The sequence below is a fragment of the Mycetocola sp. Y171 genome, from assembly GCF_056713165.1.
The window spans coordinates 806,820-824,034 of the sequence record NZ_JBWYGX010000001.1 but is presented as its reverse complement, the minus strand read 5'-3'; the positions used below and the strand labels follow the sequence as shown (position 1 = coordinate 824,034).

Annotated in this window: 6 protein-coding genes; 5 read left to right on the top strand and 1 reads right to left on the bottom strand. The window is 65.0% G+C overall.

The features are described 5' to 3' along the window. The first annotated feature begins 3 nt into the window (after positions 1-3). Genes AC1M2K_RS03840 through AC1M2K_RS03825 form a run of 4 tightly spaced genes read left to right on the top strand, consistent with a single transcriptional unit; the run spans position 4 to position 15,424 of the window. Positions 4-1,365 carry a lipopolysaccharide biosynthesis protein gene (locus tag AC1M2K_RS03840; RefSeq protein WP_480239905.1) on the top strand — a complete coding sequence of 454 codons (1,362 nt, stop codon included), beginning with the start codon at positions 4-6 and terminating at the stop codon, positions 1,363-1,365. Beyond that, on the top strand, positions 1,362-2,330 hold the full coding sequence (locus tag AC1M2K_RS03835; protein ID WP_480239904.1) for a CgeB family protein: 969 nt from the start codon (positions 1,362-1,364) through the stop codon (positions 2,328-2,330). The genes AC1M2K_RS03840 and AC1M2K_RS03835 overlap by 4 nt, the downstream gene beginning before the upstream one ends. Beyond that, entirely contained in the window at positions 2,327-3,523 is a 1,197-nt protein-coding gene (locus tag AC1M2K_RS03830) for an acyltransferase family protein (RefSeq protein WP_480239903.1), read from the top strand. Before AC1M2K_RS03835 ends, AC1M2K_RS03830 begins: the two co-directional genes overlap by 4 nt. A gap of 27 nt (positions 3,524-3,550) precedes the next feature. Then, positions 3,551-15,424 (top strand): PA14 domain-containing protein, encoded by an 11,874-nt coding sequence (locus tag AC1M2K_RS03825; protein WP_480239902.1) that lies wholly within the window; start codon positions 3,551-3,553, stop codon positions 15,422-15,424. A gap of 198 nt (positions 15,425-15,622) precedes the next feature. Here AC1M2K_RS03825 and AC1M2K_RS03820 read toward each other — a convergent pair whose 3' ends face one another. After that, positions 15,623-16,276, bottom strand: coding sequence for a GntR family transcriptional regulator (locus tag AC1M2K_RS03820; RefSeq protein WP_480239901.1), 654 nt, complete (start codon positions 16,274-16,276; stop codon positions 15,623-15,625). A gap of 151 nt (positions 16,277-16,427) precedes the next feature. Between AC1M2K_RS03820 and AC1M2K_RS03815 the strand changes: the two genes are divergently transcribed. After that, positions 16,428-17,183: an alpha/beta fold hydrolase gene (locus AC1M2K_RS03815; protein ID WP_480239900.1), complete on the top strand. Its 756-nt coding sequence runs from the start codon at positions 16,428-16,430 to the stop codon at positions 17,181-17,183. The last annotated feature ends 32 nt before the right edge of the window (positions 17,184-17,215 follow it).

The window sequence follows — 17,215 nt, the reverse complement described above, 5'->3', positions numbered from 1 at the left end:
CCGGTGACGATCGACGGGTCGACGGGGGCAGCGGCTCTGCCTGTCGAGGGGAAGGCGAATGGACGCAATGCCGCGCAGGCGATCCTCTCGTCCGCAGGAGCGCGGGTGGCGGTCTTGCCGCTCACCGGTGTGTGCTCGATTCTCACAGCCCGTCTGGTCACGGATACCTACGGGGTCGACGGCTACGCCGTCTTCTCGCTGATTGCCGCCCTGCCCTTCCTCTTCCCGTTCATCGATCTCGGGGTGGGCGCCGCGGTCGCCAATGCGGCGGGCGCATTGCCCGCTCACCCACACGAGTACCGGGAGACCCTCGCCAGGGCACGTCGCGTGCTCCTTCTCGTCAGCGCGAGCGTGCTCCTCGCCGTGCTCGGGATCGCGGCCCTCGGCGCGTGGCCCGCGCTGACAGGGCTCCCGGACTCGGTGACCGTGAACTGGGGAATCGCGGGCGCCATGGTGCTGTTCGCCGTTGCCATTCCGGGGTCCCTCGGGCATTCGATGTTGTTCGGAATGCGCAAGAACAGCTGGTCGGTATGGATCCAGGGGCTGGGGCCGCCGATCACCCTGCTTCTCGTCGTCGCGGCAACGCTCTGGGCGTCGACGATCTTCGCTGCTCTCGTCGCGACCACCGCCGGCATCCTCGTCTCCTCCTGGGTGGCGACAGCAGTCGCTTCGCGAGTCGGAGTCGCACGTGCCGCTCGCCGTGCCGCGCGGGCATCGCCACGACGCGCGACGCGAGTTGTCCTGTGGGCCACCGCCTGGCCCATGCTGATCGTGTCCCTCTCGCTTCCGGTGAGCTTTCAGACGGGCAGGCTTGTCCTCAGCTGGCAGGCCACGCTCGAGGATGTGGCCATCTATTCCGCCGCCATGGTTGCATTCCTTCCGGTATTCTCCATCGCCCAGGTCGCCGGCCAGTCGCTGTGGGGCGAGTTCGCCGGTGTGCGGGCTCGATCGGAGAGCGGCGCCGCCGAGTACCTGACCGGACTCAAAGTGGTCGCATTCGTGGGCCTGGTCGGTGCCGTGGGACTGGTCGTGTTCGGCCCGTGGCTTTCAGGGCTCGCGGTCAACGATGCGGTGCAGTTCCCGCCAGGGCTCTTCTGGATACTCGGGGCCACCGTGCTCGTCCAGGCGCTGTACATTCCGTCCGGAATGTACCTGACCAACGCGCCAGGCTTACGCTTCCAGGCGTTGCTCGCCGTGCTCATGGGCGTGTTCGTGTTGTCAGCGTCAGTGCTGACGGCCGGTCCGCTCGGCGTGATGGGCGTTGCGCTGAGCCTGCTCTGCGGCATCGTCGTGTTCCAACTCGTGCCTGGCACGATCAGAGTGCTTGCTTCCATCGGCCGCCACGAACACGCTGACCCGGCATGACCGAGTTTCTGGTGGCCGGTCCCCGGGCGTGGCCGCATCCGTCGTTCTACCCCGTTGAAGCTGTTGTCGACGCGCTGAGTGCTCAGGGCGGTGATCGCGTCGGGGTGGGAGGTCTCTACGGAAAAGTGGTGAGCAGGCTGGGACTGAACCTCTCCGGCCGCGGGCTCCTCCCCATCGTGGTGCCGCTCATGGGCCCCCGCAGGCACCAACTCGCGGACGCGGCGATTCGTGGCCGCCCCGTCGTACTGGCGTGGGATGTGTGGGAGGACTCCGTTGCGGAGTGGATCGAGCTTCTGCACGACTTTCGCGTGCCCGTCGTTTTCTGCACGTCAACGGCGGCACGGGACCTGTTACGGGAGCGAGGGTTCGAAGGCAGGCTTCTCTACCTGCCCGAGGCGACCTCGGTTTCTCTGTATCGACCCGGTTCGCCACTGTCCGAGCGTCCCATCCAGGTGCTCGAGCTCGGCCGAAGGTGGGATGCCTGGCACGACCCGGTGCACAGGTCAGGCCTGCTCGACCAGATCGAGTCGCGGTATGAAGTCGTGAGCGGACAGGTCGTCTTCGACAGCCGAGCCGACCTCATCGACGGGTTAGCCTCGTCGGCGATCTCCGTCTGTTTTCCACGAAGCCTGACCCACCCTGCGGCTGCCGGGAATGTGGAAACGTTCACGCACCGCTACCTGGAGTCCATGGCATCCGGCTGTCTCATTCTGGGTCACGCCCCAGCAGACCTCGTCGACCTCTTCGGCTACAACCCGGTCATCGAAGCGGACGTGCGGGATGCCGCGACGCAGTTGAGATCGATCATCGATGACCTCGACGCCTATCAGGGTCTTGTGGACAGGAATCTGGAAACCGTGAGGCGAGTGGGCGACTGGGAGCAGCGTGCACGGTACATCACCGGCGTTGTGGGCTCCCTGGAATCGTCAGGCGTCAGCCGGCGCTGGGAACGGAGGAGTCTGTGAGTCAGGCGGTTGAGCGGAATCCGGCCGATGCGCAGTTGCCGTCCCCTGCACCCGCCGGTGCACGTCGGGTGAGCTACCTGGACGGTGCACGCGCGACAGCGGCGCTGTTCGTGCTGGTGCACCACACGTACTGCATGGCGTACCCGATCCGAGACGGCATCGAACCCGCGGGCGTCCTGGGATATGCGGTTGGTTGGATGGTCTACGGTCACTTCGGGGTCACGGTGTTCATCGTCCTCGCTGGATACTCCCTGTTCATCGCGCTCGCCCATCGATCCGGTCGCCTCCCCGGTGGATTCGTCGGATATCTCAAACGCCGGGCGTGGCGGATCCTCCCACCGTTCTGGGCCGCACTGCTGGTCACGATCGTGCTTGTGCTTGTTTTCATCGGTTCTCCCACGGGAACCCATTGGGACCAGTCAGTACCGACGAGTCCGAAGGGGTGGGTGGTCGACGCCCTGCTCCTGCAGGACATCGTCCCCGTTCAGGATGCCGCATACACGTTCTGGTCGATATCCGTCGAGTGGCATATTTACTTCCTCGTTCCGGTAATCCTCGTGATTCGGACACGGTCCACCTGGGCCGTAGCGATCGGAGTCGGCGTCAGCATCGGGCTGGTCGGCATGGTGCTCGCAGTGGTGAGTGAGAAGTTCGGTCGCATTCACCCGGAGTACTACGCGGTCTTCGCCCTGGCCGCCGGCGGATGCCTCATCGTCGCCCATGCGCCAGCCTGGGCACGCCGTGTGCCGTGGAGAGTGACCTCAGCAGTTGCCCTCTCGAGTGTCGTTGCTCTGTGCCTCACGCACGATTTCGCATGGGCGATCTCACATTTCCCCTGGCTCGACCTCGTGGTGGGCCTGGGCGTGGTGTCGCTGTTGATCGCGATCGGTCTAGGAAAGGCCGACCGCGTCGCCAGCACCCTCTCGTGGGCGCCACTCGCCCGAATCGGTGCCTTTTCCTACAGCATGTATCTTGTCCACGCTCAGTTGCTTCAAGTGTTCTGGCAGACGGTGGTGGACCCGTTCAACCTCGACCGGCCGATGCAGCTCCTCCTCGGCTGGGCTGTCGGGGTCCCCCTGATCGTCGGGGCGAGTTACGGCTTCTCCCTCCTCGCGGAACAGCCGTTCGTGCGCAGGGAAGCCCGTATCAAGGCGCTGGGCAACGCGCTCGACCCCAACGCGATCCAACGCTGAGCGGAGCGTTCCGCCGCGACCGAGCCGATGCGATGGACGGCATGTTCACCGTCGACGTGCGTCGTGGGCAGGGCCGTCGGCGCCCTGCAATCGTTTTCCGAAGCCGTTCTCGCTCCCGACGAGACATATACCCCCCAGTGCGGGGGTGAAAACAAGATCACGATAGCGGAACGTGAGGAATCTTCGGTAATTTCTGACTCGTGCCCGTCGCTTCCCGAAGCGAGAGGCTCACCCGATTCACCGGCACCATCTGATCCATCACCGAAGACCGCTTGCAGCCCCTCTGGCTGCGGCAGCAATAGATGCCCGACCATCGCTACCCGAGTTTTCACCAGCCTTCTCTCACGCTGGGCGCTACCTCGCGACGCTGTGCTTTGGCAGAGAAGGATAACCATGTCGTTGCGCAGTTCGTCCCTCGAGTCCCGCTCCTCCGGTTGGCTCCGCTCCGGAGCCACGATTGCGATTTCCGCGCTGACGCTCACGCTTCTGAGTGCGACACCGGCCTTCGCTGTTCCGATAGCCGACGTTCCCGCCAACACAGCTGAGTGGGCGTCGACGCCATACTCGCCGTTGCAGCCGGGCGAGATCGCCGCGACGGGCAACACGAAGGCGCTGACCTTCGACGGTACGGAGGGCGGCCTGAATGCCAGTGGCGACGTCGCTACCGGGTTCACGATGGTCCAGCCGTCCACCGCTGATCCGCAGTGGTATCAACCCGAGAATCTCTCGGTGAGCGGCGGCAAGCTCAACGTCACAGCTACCAAGGGCATCGCCTACCTCAACAACGACCCCGCCGCGGGCAACGGTGGCACGCGCAACCAGCAGGACAACACCATGGGTGTCGGTCTGAGCGCCCAGGGCAAGATCCTGCGACTCAGCACCGTCGTCGCCAGCCCGACGGGAGCGTACAACTCGGCACAGGCCGGCCTGTGGTTCGGCGCCAATGACGACAACTTCGTCAAGTTCGTCCTTGCGGCGCCCGGGACCACCGTCGGTGCGAACACTCGCCAGATCCAGCTCGCCCGCGAGGTCGGTGCGGTATCGGCCAGCACCGCCGCATACCAGGTGAACGTCGACACGACCACGGCGACCATCCCGAACGGCACGGCAGTCACGCTCCAGCTCGACATCAACACGGTCACGGGCAAGGCCAATGCCAGCTACCGGCTCGGCACAGGTGCACTGGTCCCGTTGGCGGCCGGGCTGGACGTTCCCGCCAACTTCTTCAACGGATCTCTCCTGACCGGAACGGCACTGCCGGGAGTCGACTCGTTCGGTGGCGTGTTCACCACCAAGCGCAACATGCCGGTGGCGACACCTCTGGTGTACTCCTTCGACTCATTCGCCGTGTCCGAGCTGGACACCACGGCTCCCGGCGCCCCTACCAACCTCATCGGTCAGGCGACACCGAATGGAATCAACCTGGGCTGGGCGGCATCAGCAGACTCTGATGTTGCCGGCTACCGGGTGTACCGGTCGACGAGCACCCCTGTGAGCACCACGGGAACGCCGATCTCCGGATCCAGCCCCATCACCAGCACCACGTTCGCGGACTCCTCCACCTTCATCGGCGTCGGGTACCACTACGCCGTCACCGCGGTCGACACCAGCGGGAACGTCTCCGCGGCCGCGCAGTCCGCCGCTCTGACCTCGCCTTCGCCCCAGGGGACGCTCGTCGAGAAGGTGAACTTCTCGACAGCCGCCGGTCCGGCGGTCAACGGCTATATCAAGGACTCCGGCCTCGCCTATGACGCGACCCGCGGGTACGGCTGGATCACGGCCGACAACGGAGCCCCGTTCGACTTCTCGCTCAACTCGCGGGTGCGCACCAACACCGGTGTCACAACCGACCCTCGTCTCGCGTCACTGGTGCACATGCAGTACGGCGACACGACGAACGCCAATCCCGCCACAGGCATCACGACTGAAGAGGGTGTCTGGGAGTACGAACTGCCCAACGGCACATACAACGTCGTTGCTGCGGTCGGCGACTCCGCCTCGGGCAACTACGACAGCACGCACGCACTGCGCGCCGAAGGGGTCCAGTTCCTCGCACCGTTCCCCGGTACGGCAGCTCGCGAGTACGACGAGGCTGTAGCGACCGTCGAGGTGACTGACGGAAAGCTCTCCATCGACGCAGAGGGTGGCACGAACAGCAAGATCACGTACGTCGAGATCTTCCGCGTCGCTGCAGCAGCCCTCCCCGCCCCGACCGACGTTTCCGCAGTGCTGAACGACGACGACGGCGTCGACCTCAGCTGGCAGGGTGTCGACGGCGCCACCGGCTACAACGTCTTCCGCGGGCCGTCGGCCGCCGTCGACACCTCAGGCTCTCCGGTGAACGCTGAACCGCTGACTGAGACCACTTTCACCGACGACACTGTCGAAGCGGGAACCACGTACCACTACGTCGTCATCGCACTCGGCGAAACGAACTCGGCAGCCTCGCAGGCTGCGAGCGTGTCGGTTCCTGACGCACCGACTGCTCCAGCAACCCCGACGAACGTCGCCGGGTCCCTCGACAGCAGCGATCACGCGGTCATCTCCTGGGATGCCGTGGCCGCTGCGGGAGGATACAACGTCTTCCGCGGCGACTCGGCGACCGTTGCGGTCAACGGGTCTCCCGTGAACACGAGCCTGCTCACCACGACGACGTTCACCGACTTCACGGCATTGGCCGGTGAGACCTACTACTACGTGGTTGTAGCCGTCGGCGCAGACGGGCTGACCTCTGCGCCGTCGTCGCCCTCCGTTCAGGTTGTGATCCCCGATGAGCCGATTGTGCCCGGGGAGTGCGTGAGCACGGAATGGTCGGTGGACTACTTCTCGGGCACCGAGCTCGGAGGTTCCGCGATCGCAACAGAATGCGTCACCGAGATCGACCAGACCGCTGCGCCTGCTGGTGTGGGTCCCGATCAGTACTCGGCCCGGTTCACGAAGGTGATCGACGAGGGTGCGGGTACCTACCGGTTCTCCGCTCTGAGCGATGACGGCATCCGGGTCACTGTCGATGGCGCTCTCGTGATCGACGAGTGGTACGGCCAGGCAGGCACGGACGAGCACGTCGGTTCGATCACTCTGACCGAGGGCGAGCACGTCGTGGTCGTCGAGTACTTCCAGGGTTACGGCGGAGCGAAGCTCATCGTCGACTACGAGAAGCTCGTCACGGGATGCGTCGACTCTGAGTGGTCGGTGAACTACTTCTCGGGTACTGCCCTTGACGGCGCGGCGATCGAGACGGACTGCGTGTCCGACATCGACCAGACCTCCGCTCCCGCCGGCGTCGGACCCGACCAGTACTCCGCCCGGTTCACCCGGACCATCGAGGGTGCCGGAGCGTACGATTTCACCGCGCTCAGCGATGACGGCGTCCGCGTCTTCGTCGACGGCGCTGTCGTCATCGACGAGTGGTACGGCCAGGCCGGCACAGAACTCCACGTCGGCTCCGTGACTCTGACCGAGGGCGAGCACGTCGTGGTCGTCGAGTACTACCAGGCCTACGGCGGGGCAAAGCTGCAGGTGGACTATGCGCCAGCTGTCACGGAATGCATCACGGCCGAGTGGTCGGTGGACTACTTCGCCGGCACCGATCTCGAAGGTTCCGCGATCTCGACCGAGTGTGTGACCGAGATCAACCAGACATTCAACTCGGGCGACGGTCCTGTGGGTGTCGGTGCCGATCAGTACTCGGCCCGGTTCACGAAGGTGATCGACGAGGGTGCGGGTACCTACCGGTTCTCCGCTCTGAGCGATGATGGCATCCGGGTCACTGTCGATGGCGCTCTCGTGATCGACGAGTGGTACGGCCAGGCAGGCACGGACGAGCACGTCGGTTCGATCACTCTGACCGAGGGCGAGCACGTCGTGGTCGTCGAGTACTTCCAGGGTTACGGCGGAGCGAAGCTCATCGTGGACTACGAGAAGGTCACGACCGGGTGCACGGCCTCTGAATGGTCGGTGAACTACTTCTCGGGCACTGCCCTTGCTGGTGCGGCGATCGAGACGGACTGCGTGTCTGACATCAACCAGACCTCCGCTCCCGCCGGCGTCGGACCCGACCAGTACTCCGCCCGGTTCACCAAGATCCTCAACGAGGGGGCGGGAACATACGAGTTCTCCGTCTTCAGCGATGACGGCGTCCGCGTCTTCGTCGACGGCGCTGTCGTCATCGACGAGTGGTACGGCCAGGCCGGCACGGANCAGACCTCCGCTCCCGCCGGCGTCGGACCCGACCAGTACTCCGCCCGGTTCACCAAGATCCTCAACGAGGGGGCGGGAACATACGAGTTCTCCGTCTTCAGCGATGACGGCGTCCGCGTCTTCGTCGACGGCGCTGTCGTCATCGACGAGTGGTACGGCCAGGCCGGCACGGAGGAGCACGTCGGCTCCGTGACTCTGACGGAGGGCGAGCACGTCGTCGCCGTCGAGTACTACCAGGCCTACGGCGGAGCGAAGCTCGTCGTCGGCTACGAGAAGACCGGTGTCGACACAGAGGCACCGAACGCCCCGAGCGAGCTGGTCACCACTGCTGGCGATGAGTCGATCCGCCTCGACTGGGCGACGAGCTCTTCCAGTGACACCGTCGGCTACCGCGTCTATCGCGGAACTGCCCCCGGAGTCACCGCGACCGGTACCCCGCTCAGCGGAACCTCGCTCGTGACCGCGGCGAACTACGTCGACTCGGCGATCGTCGCCGGCACAACGTATTACTACGTCGTCACCGCGGTGGACGCCGCAGGGAACGCGTCGGTCGTCTCCAACGAGGCGATGGGACTCTTCACCGAAGAGCCGGACACCGAAGCGCCGGTCGCGCCTACTGCACTCGCGGCAACCGGCGGCGACGACATCGTCACGCTCACCTGGACTCCGTCCACCTCGACCGACGCGATCGGCTATCTGGTCTACCGGGGACTCGAGCCCTCAGTGCTCAACGAGGGTGAGATCGTCTCCGGTGCTGCTCCCATCACGGGAGCGACATACACAGACACGACCGTGTCGAATGGAACCACGTACTTCTACGCGGTTGTCGCGGTCGACCTGGCCGGCAACGAATCCGAAGCATCAAATGAGGTCTTCGCTGTACCGGTCGTGCCGAACACGACCAACGTCAAGGTGGACTTCACCGCCACGAACGGCGTCCCCGCGGCAGGTTACGTCGCCGACTGGGGCCAGGCGTACAGCGCTCGCACCAGCACCAACCAGGGCACAGGACTCAGCTACGGCTGGATCGATGCGGACGGCAACGATCTGAGCCTGGTCAGCAACGGCCGCGATCGCGGCCGCGCCGGAGTCGAAGAACGCGTCGACTCGATCATTCACATGCAGTACGGCGATGTGAGCGGTGGCACCGGAACCAACGGTGTGAAGAATGAGGGCCAGTGGGAGCTGGCCGTGCCGCAGGGCCTCTATGAGGTGACCGTGGCAGTCGGCGACGAACCTGGCGCTGATGGTGTCTACGACTCGAACCACGTCATCAACATCGAGGGTTCGGTCGGAATCGAGACATTCGCGGCCACCGCAGCGGCCGAGTTCAGGACCGTGACCACCACCGTGGGCGTGTGGGACGGCAAACTGACCGTGGACGCCATGGGCGGCACCAACACGAAGCTCGGGTACGTCGACGTGAAGGGCATCGAACGTGAACCCCACGTCGACACGGTGCTCCCCGAGAACCGCTCCACCGGCCACGATGTGAACGCAGGCGTCTCCGCGACGATCCGCATTCCTTACGCCGGCGTCGGAGTGGACCCCCTCTCCCTGCCGAACAACGTCAAGCTCTTCGAGCTGCCGAGCGGAACGCAGGTGCCGACGACGGTGGGAACATCGGGCGGAAACGACGTCATCTCTCTCGCACCGAACGCCCCGCTCAAGCCCAGCACGCGCTACCGGTTCGTTGTGACGAGCGGAGTGCTCGACAACTTCGGCGCCCCCTTCGTTCCATTCACCTCCGTGTTCACGACGGGTACGGGCGAGATCGTCGAGGATGCCGACTTCACCCCGGCCACCAACATCGCGTTCGAGAAAGTGGAACTGCCGATCGGCGCAGGGACGTACTGGTCCTCATTCACCTTCGGCCCGGACAACAAGCTCTATGCGGCGTCGATCGGTGAGGGTCTCTATCGATTCACGGTGAACGCCGACGGAACGCTGTCGAACAAGGAAGACCTGGGTTACCAGGGAATGGCCATGATCGGTCTGGTCTTCGACAAGAGTGCGACCGCAGGCAACCTCAAGCTGTGGGTCACCACGACGACGGCGAACTTCAACGAGCAGGGCCAGTGGGTCAGCGGCATCAGCATGCTGACAGGGCCGAACCTCGCAACCCGCAACCAGGTGTTCAGCGAGCTGCCCCGGTCACTGTCTGACCACCTCACCAACTCGATGGCATACGGACCGGACGGACGCATCTACTTCCAGCAGGGCTCCAACCAGGCAGCGGGCGATCTCGACAACTCGTGGGGCCAGCGCGGTGAGCAACTGCTCACGGCCGCGACCCTCGTCTTCGATCCCGCGAACAGCCAGGTTGCCGCAGCCGCGGCCGGCGGTGGGGCGATGAGCGTCAAGACCGCGCAGGGGGGGACATACAACCCGTACGCACCGACTGCACCGCTGAAGATCTACGCCTCAGGCATCCGCAACGCATACGACCTCGTGTGGCACTCGAACGGACACCTGTATGTGGCGACCAACGGCACAGCCGGCGGAGCGAACACTCCCGGTGTCACGGCGAACGCCAACGGCACCTTCACCCGAGAGGCTGCGGCAGGCATCCCCGGATTCTCGACGGTCGACGGCACAGACGTGACGTCCCAGTGTGTTCGCCGCGGCTACACCGGTGGTTCGGTCCAGCCGATCGCCAACCAGCCCACGCAACGTGACCTCCTCTTCGACGTGGTCGAGGGTGGCTACTACGGACACCCGAACCCGACCAGGTGCGAGTTCGTGCTCAACGAGGGCAACGACCCGGCGAACCCGCCGAAGTCAGCCGGACAGGGCGGGTCCAAGTACCCGCTGGGCACGAAGGCGGACCCCAACTACCGCGGGATCGCATACGACTTCGAGTTCAACAAGTCGCCCAACGGATCGATCGAATACAAGAGTGCGACATTCGGCGGACAGCTCAAGGGCCGACTCGTCATCACCCGCTTCTCGAACAACAACGACCTGATCTTCCTGCAGCCCGATCAGGCCACCGGCGAGATCCTGGGCGCGCAGACCGAGGTCGGGATCACCGGCGTGGCGAACACCACCATGCAGGGTGTCGGAGGGTTCAATGACCCGCTCGAGGTCGTCGAGGACCTCAGGAACGGAAACCTGTACGTCAACCAGTACGACCGGAGCGGGAGCAGCCAGAAGCTGTACCTGCTGCGGGTGCCGGCGACCCAGCAGGCGTCCAAGATCAGCACATCCGCTGACGAGATGATCTTCTCCGCCGTCAAGAGCACGACCTCGGCAACGAAGAACATCACCGTCACCAACGGAAGCACCGAAGCCGTCACATTGTCTGCGACGGTCAGCGGGGCAAATGCAACCGAGTTCGCGGTGGTCGCCGGCAACGGGGCATCCCTCGCACCCGGTGCCAGCACCACCGTCGGGCTGCAGTTCAAGCCAGGCACGACAGTGGGCCAGCGGTCCACTCAGCTGACGCTGTCGGCCGGTTCGTCATCGGTCACGGTCGGGGTCTACGGACTCACCATGAACGGAATCGAAGGCAGCAACGAGCCCACCCTGAACAACGTGCTCGGGACGCTCGGACACAACCTGGACGTCGGATGGACGAACCTCGAGGGAGGCGTGCAGCCGACCGCCAAGGGCGACGAGGTGCTCGAACCGCTCTTCGTGAAGAGCGGAACCGGAACGGTCTCGATCACGCCACTCGCTCACTACGCTCCGCGGGAGAACATCCCGTTCGGCTGGTACACGGGCGACGGCGCTCAGGCCGACCGGCGCGAAGTCGGTGCGATCTCCTCGGCGGGCTACCAGTCGCTTCTTCCCCCGGTCACGTCGGGAAGCGCGACGAGCTTCGACCCCGGCAGTGCAACCTTCGGGTTGTACTACTACTCCGGAGTGTTCCAGCGATTCGGTTACACCGAGGACCGGCTGAATACCGGCATCGCGCACCGCGCACGCATCTACCCGGCGACGAACCGGTCGGGTGTGCTCATGCCCAACTCCTACATCGTGGCGTTCGAGGACGCCAGCAACGGCGACTACCAGGACTACATGTTCCTCGTGAAGGGCATCAAGCCGGTCACGGACACTGGGTCGATCGACGGAGCCGTACGAGTGGACTTCACGACGGCAGCCGGCGACCTCGCGGCAGGATACCTGCGTGACTACGGGCAGGCGTACGCGCCCCGCACCGGAGTCGCCCAGGGCAGCGGACTCACCTACGGCTGGAAGGACCAGGTCACGGAAACCGATCTCGACCTCTCAGTCGGTGGAACCACTCCCGGCAACGGTCGGGACCGTGCAACCAGTCAGCCGGACACGCGGCTCGACAGCTTCATGCACATGCAGTCCGCAGACGTCGCAGGCACATTCAACGGAACTGTGGCCCGCGCGTTCTGGGAGCTCGCGCTCCCGAACGGCGAGTACACGGTGACAGTTGGAGTCGGCGACCCTGCACCGCAGACGTCCGACCAGGAGATCCACCAGATCAACCTGGAGAACACGTCACTCATCAACCTGTTCACGCCGACCGGCGCCGCCGGCGCCGCGACCCGTCACACCACCGCGACGAAGACCGTCTCCGTAACGGACGGCGCGCTGACCGTTGACGCCATCGGCGGGCGGAACACGAAGATCAGCTACATCGATGTCGTTCCTGTCGAGGACACCGGCGGGGACGATCCGACGGATGGTGCACAGGTGAAGGTGGCCTTCCAGCCCACCGCAGCCTCCACCCCCGCTGGATGGACCGCGGAGACCGGCTCGGCATACTCCGAGGCTCGTGGCTTCGGGTGGCTGAACGCCGCCAACGGGCAGCCCGTCGACCGCACGGTCGCGACTCGCACCCGGACGGCGCCCATGTCGGGCATCTCGTTCCCCACTGACCCACTGTTGAGGAGCTTCGCATTCCTCGACAACGAGTCGCAGCCCACCTATACGGACGGCATCTGGGAGTACAAGGTGCCGAACGGTTCATATGAAGTAGCTGTTTCCGTCGGCGATGCCAACTACATCGACTCGACCCACGGCGTCACCGTCGAGGGCCAGCCGATCATCGCGAACTTCCTGCCGACCGAGACCACTCCATTCCAGACCGGTGTGCGTGATGTGACAGTCACGGACGGCAAGATCTCGATCGCGAACTCCGGAACCAACACGAAGATCAACTGGGTGTCGATCAAGGGAGACGGGCTGGACGAACCTGCCCAGCCGCAGACCAAGATCAACTTCCAGCCGGCAAGCACGACGGTTCCAAGTGGCTGGCTCGCCGACACCGGCGCGGCCTTCGCGGCTACGCCCGGCTACGGCTGGCTCGTGAACGGTCAGCCGGCCGACCGGTCGGCCAACACGCGCCACCGCACCACGGCGACCTCGGGAATCACGTACCCGGCGGGAGACGTCACGCGCCAGACGCTGATCCTCACGCAGGCCACGTCGACCGCTGGTACGTCCGACGGTGTGTGGGAGTACGCCGTCGCCAACGGTACGTACACGGTTTCCGTTTCCGTCGGTGACTCAGGGTTCATCGACTCTGTGCACGGCGTATCAGCTGAAGGGTCCGCCCTGATCAGCGGGTTCACCCCGACGAACGGCACACCGTTCGCCACAGGAACCGCGACGGTCATCGTCGCAGACGGAAAGCTCACGCTCAACCCGACCGGCACCAACACGAAGTTCAACTGGGTCACCATCCAGGGAGCGGCACTGGCCGCACCGACGGTGGGGATCAAGGTGAACGGCGCGGATGTCGGTGCCACCTGGACAGGCGGAACCGCCAACGTGACCGTTCAGGCGGCTGCAGGCAACGGCGAAGCGCTTGAGTCGCTCGTCTACACCGTGAACGGTGGCGCCGTGACGGCATACACTGCTCCGATCGTCCTGGATGCCGTCGGCAACTACGTACTGACCGTGACCGCCACGGACAGCGAGGGTCGCAAGACGGTGCGCGAGGTGCAGTTCGAAATCCTCAACATCGGCGGCACTCTGACCCTGCGCAACCAGCAGGCGACCAGGGTGGGCGGCGCGACAACCGACGTCATCCCCGGTTTCCGTGAGGACACACTCGTCCTGCACAGGATCAATGCCGGAAAGACAACCCACGCCACGACCGAATCGGGAACGGTGAACCTCACCAACACGGGCACGAAGGACCTGCGCATCTCCAGCATCACGCTCGGCGGTGCCAGCCCGACGCAGTTCGAACTCGTGAACCCGCCTGTTCTGCCGCTGCTCATCGCTCCAGGTGCCAGTGTGCCGATCACGGCGAAGTTCATCTCGACAACCGGAAGCAGGGGAGTGCGCACCGCAACGGTGAACATCGCATCGAGCGACCCGGCCAAGGGCAACACCGTCGTGCAGCTCCGTGGCGGGTACATGACGCAACCGGAAGGCAACAGTGAGCTCACCCTCCCTCAGATCATCGATCTGTTCGGCTGGACGACGAATGTGGGCCCCCTCACCGACGGAGGCCTGGGTAACGGATCCGAGAACCCCGGTGCTCCGCTCAACGGGGAAGAGGTCAGGTCCAACCTGTGGAAGAGGCTGGACGCAGGCAAGCCGGTTCAGGTGCGCCAGCTCGCGGCATTCCACGGGTGCTGCACAGCGACCGAAACCGTGAATGTCAACGGCACATCGGCCACTCACAACGCCACGTATGGCCAGGGTGTCCTTCCGCTCAACAACGCGTTGAACGGTCCGACCCAACTCAGCACGAACCCGGGTGCCACAACCACATTCGGGATCGTCGTTGCCGGCCAGAGCACGAACAACAACAACTACCGCGCCGTCAAGACCTGGCCGGTACGCGATGCGGACGGCAAGATCGTGCCCGGTTCGTGGATCGTGGGTCACGACTACATCAGCTCGCCGAGCCAGTGTGGGATCTCCCCGACGAACTGTGACTTCCAGGACAACGTCTATCTCATCTCGAACGTCCTGCCCGTTGCATCGTCAGACACGGTGGTGCCAACCCCAGCGGCCGGTCTGACCGGAGTCGTCCAGGGCACCGGGGTCAACCTGACCTGGAACGCCAGTACGGCGTCGGATCTGGCCGGATACCGGATCGAGCGTGCCACCGCTGCTGCTGGACCATGGACGAACGTGAGCGGTGCAGCATCGATCACCACCACGAGCTTCCGCGACGCGGCCCTGCCGTTCGCCAACACGGTGTACTACCGGGTGCTCGCGATCGATGCCTCAGGCAACGTCTCGGCGCCGAACTCCAGCACCGGGATCGACATCTCGTCGACGGGCAGCCAGGCGATCCGGATCAATGCGGGTGGCGGGGCGGTGACGACGAACGGCACCAGCTGGCTCGCCGACCAGTTCTTCGTCGGTGGCAAGACGTACTCGAACGCGTCGGTGACTCAGATCTCCGGCACGACCGATGACGCCATCTACCTCAGCGAGCGCAGCGCAACGACCGACCTGGGAACCTTCGGATACGACATCCCCGTACCCGACGGCACCTACACGGTCAAGCTGCACTTCGCCGAGCTCTACTGGGGTGCAACGGGCGGTGGAGCAGGGGGTAACGGCAAGCGGGTGTTCAACGCGAACTTCGAAGGAGGTACCGCAGAGATCACCGGTCTCGACCTGAACGCCAGGGTCGGCTCGATGGCCGCCTATGTCACCACCAACACCGTCACGGTGACCGGCGGGGTTCTCGACATCGACTTCTCGGCGACGGTGAACCAGCCGAAGGTGTCTGCAATCGAGGTCATCCGCTGAGGTTCAGCAGGATCATCAGGCGTCATCGGATCCCGGCCCGATAACGGCAAAGAGCCCCGGCCTTCTCTGTGAAGGTCGGGGCTCTTTGTGAATCGCGAATGAATGTCGTCCCGATTCGGTGCCATCGCCGAGAGTGCAGCAGTGGCGCGAAAATCAGCGAATTTCGAGCCACTACTGCACTATCGAAGCCTGCCGGTGTCAGTCCGCGGCAGGCAGGCTGTGCCAGGTGTCGAAGGCGACGGCCGCCGCCCCAGCGACATCGCCTGCCACGCACAACTGAATCAGCTCCTCATGCCGGTCCGGGGAGCGCCGACCGTCGGGCGAAGCGAAGCGAACGCGCTCGATGCGGCGGAGCACCGGCATGAACTGCTCGAGAATCGACGAGATCGCCCGGTTGCCTGCGACCGCCACCGGAATGTCGTGGAACTCGTCGTCCGCGAGGATCGCGGCGTCGATGTCCTCGGCCGCAAGCGCGGTGTCGAAACGGCCGGCGGCGTCGCGCATCGCCTGGAGGTCCGTAGCGGTGAGGCGGGTGACCGCCTCGGAGACCGCCAGAGCGTGCATGGCCGCGACGACATCGCGCGCTTCCTGCGTCGCGCGCGCGTCGAGCGAGCTGACGACCGTGGACTGACCGGGGTGGGTCACCACGAGTCCGCTCTGCGCGAGGCGGAGGAGGGCTTCGCGCACGGGGGTGCGGCTCACGCCGAGCCACGCGGCCAGGTCGCCGTCCTTCAACTGTTCCCCCGGAGCGAAGGTGCCATCGATGACGGCGTCGCGGAGGCGCCGGTAGACGTCGTCGCGCAGGAGCGAGCGGCCGACGGGGGGTTGGTTCGTGGGGATGGGCACCCCCATATAGTGCATCCTTTTCGCGCTCTCGCCCAATTTGACGATGCCCCCTCGACAAACTTCTGCGATACGCAATATATTGCATATCGATTGCGTTACCCTCACTACCGATTCCCATCCCGGAAGCGGACATCACTCGAACGGAAGGAAAGTTGAAATGAACACCCCCTCTGAGAAGCAGACCATCGTCCTCGTCCACGGTGCATATGCGGACTCGTCGAGCTGGAACGGATCGGTCACAGCGCTCCGTCAGGCCGGTCATCCGGTGATCGCGGTCGCCAACCCCCTGCGCGGGCTGGACAGCGACGCGGAATACCTGCGCAGCGTCCTCGAGAGCATCACTGGCCCGATCGTTCTCGCCGGTCACTCGTACGGCGGACACGTCATAAGCCACGCGGCCGACGGCAACCCGAACGTCACCGCCCTCGTCTTCGTCGCGAGCTTCCTCGCGGAGCCGGGCGAAAGCCTCGTCGATCTCGTCGAGAAGTTCCCTGGCGCCCAGCTCGGCAGTGCGGCCCAGCCAGTTCCGTACCGCACGGCTCCGGAGGGCGATGTGGGGACCGACCTCTACATCGATCAGACGAGGTTCCAGGCCCTGTTCGCCGGCGACGTCGACCTTGCCGTTGCCGAGAGAATGGCAATGACGCAGCGTCCCCTCGCGCTCGCGGCGTTCCAGGCCCCTGCCACCCGTGCGGCCTGGACGACGATCGAGTCGTGGGCGCTCGCCGCGACCGAGGACCTCGCGATCCCGACCGAGTTGTCGCGCTTCATGGCGAAGCGTGCGAACGCTCACCTCATCGAGGTGGATGCCTCACACGCGGTCACGGTGTCGCAGCCGGATGCTGTCACGAGCGTCATCCTCGAGGCGGCCAGGTCAACGGTCCGTGAGGTCGCTCAGGCGGCCGCCCGGTAGATCCGATCATCGTCGGCCCCGTCGCTGTCACG